This window comes from Mesorhizobium sp. M7A.F.Ca.CA.001.10.2.1, assembly GCF_003998575.1.
Classification (GTDB): Bacteria; Pseudomonadota; Alphaproteobacteria; order Rhizobiales; family Rhizobiaceae; genus Mesorhizobium.
Map to the genome: position 1 here is coordinate 1 of NZ_RZQY01000955.1, position 1,655 is coordinate 1,655.

Consider the following 1,655-nt stretch of genomic DNA (forward strand, 5'->3'; position numbering starts at 1 on the left):
TGTGCACGCTGCCGCTGATTCAACGCCATTTCCAGTTAGACAAGTCGCGCATGACGGTCATCGACCCGCGCGACACCGACCGCAAGCTGCTCGACGAGCGCGGCATCGCCTTCGTCCAGGAAGCGGTGACCGAGAAGAACTACAAGAAGCTCTTGACCCCGCTTCTGACCAATGGCGGCGGCCAGGGCTTTTGCATCAACCTGTCGGTCGATACCGGCTCGGTGGATCTGATGCGGCTCTGCCGCAAGCTCGGTGTTCTCTACATCGACACCGTCGTCGAACCATGGCTCGGCTTCTATTTCGACGCCAAGGCGGACAACGCCAGCCGCACCAATTACGCGCTGCGCGAGTCGCTGCTCAAGGAAAAGCACGACAAGCCCGGCGGCGCCACGGCGGTCTCCACCTGCGGCGCCAATCCAGGCATGGTCTCGTGGTTCGTCAAGCAGGCGTTGGTCAATCTCGCCACCGATCTTGGCCTGGAGTTCTCGGAGCCCGCGCAGGACGACCGCGAGGGCTGGGCCAAGCTGATGAAGAAGGCCGGCGTCAAGGGCATCCACATCGCCGAACGCGACACCCAGCGCGCCAAGAAGCCGAAACCGATGGATGTGTTCTGGAACACCTGGTCGGTCGAAGGCTTCATCTCCGAGGGCCTGCAGCCCGCGGAACTTGGCTGGGGCACACACGAGACATGGATGCCGAAGAACGCCAAGAAGCACAAGCACGGCTCGAAGGCAGCCATCTATCTGGAGCAGCCGGGCGCCAACACGCGCGTGCGCTCGTGGTGCCCGACGCCCGGCGCGCAATACGGCCTGCTGGTGACGCATAATGAGGCGATCTCGATCGCCGATTTCTTCACCGTGCGTTCCAAGAAGGGCAAGGTGCAATACCGCCCGACCTGCCACTATGCCTACCATCCCTGCAACGACGCTATGCTGTCGCTCGACGAGATGTTCGGCGCCGCCGGCAAGCCTCAGCCGGTGCATCATGTGCTCGACGAGAACGAGTTGATCGACGGCGTCGACGAACTCGGCGTGCTGCTCTACGGCCACGACAAGAATGCCTACTGGTACGGCTCGCAGCTGTCGCTCGCCGAGGCGCGCAAGCTGGCGCCCTACCAGAACGCCACCGGCATGCAGGTCACCTCGGCGGTGCTCTCGGGCATGGTCTGGGCGCTCGAAAACCCCGAGGCCGGCATCGTCGAAGCCGACGAGATGGACTACAGGCGGTGCCTGGAAGTGCAGTCCCAGTATCTCGGACCGGTCAAGGGCTATTACACCGACTGGACGCCGCTCGATAACCGCCCCGGCCTGTTCCCGGAAGACCTCGACCGGAACGACCCGTGGCAGTTCCGCAACATCCTTGTGCGATAGCAGCACCGCCTACCTGCCTCACCGCCTTGCAATCGCCCGGAAATCGGGCGATTGAAGGGATGCGGACCACAACGACACGCATTCATCTGGACGCATGTCGCTCTGGAAACTTGGATGCACGCCTCGTGCTTGTCGAAAATCGATTCCGGTTTTCGGGCCGATGCGAGAGGAGAGGATTTTCATATGATCATTGCGCGCAAAATTCTTTCGATGAGCGTGGCGGGTGCCATTGCGACGATGCCCGCCGCCTGTGCGGCCAGCGGCCCTTATGAACCGCCGATGGCA

1 protein-coding gene is annotated in these 1,655 nt (G+C 62.5%); it reads left to right on the forward strand.

The window, feature by feature from the left end; translation table 11 throughout:
• Positions 1-8: 8 nt before the first annotated feature.
• Complete coding sequence (locus tag EN964_RS33880) at positions 9-1,370, forward strand: homospermidine synthase (protein WP_245490726.1); 1,362 nt, start codon at positions 9-11, stop codon at positions 1,368-1,370.
• The last annotated feature ends 285 nt before the right edge of the window (positions 1,371-1,655 follow it).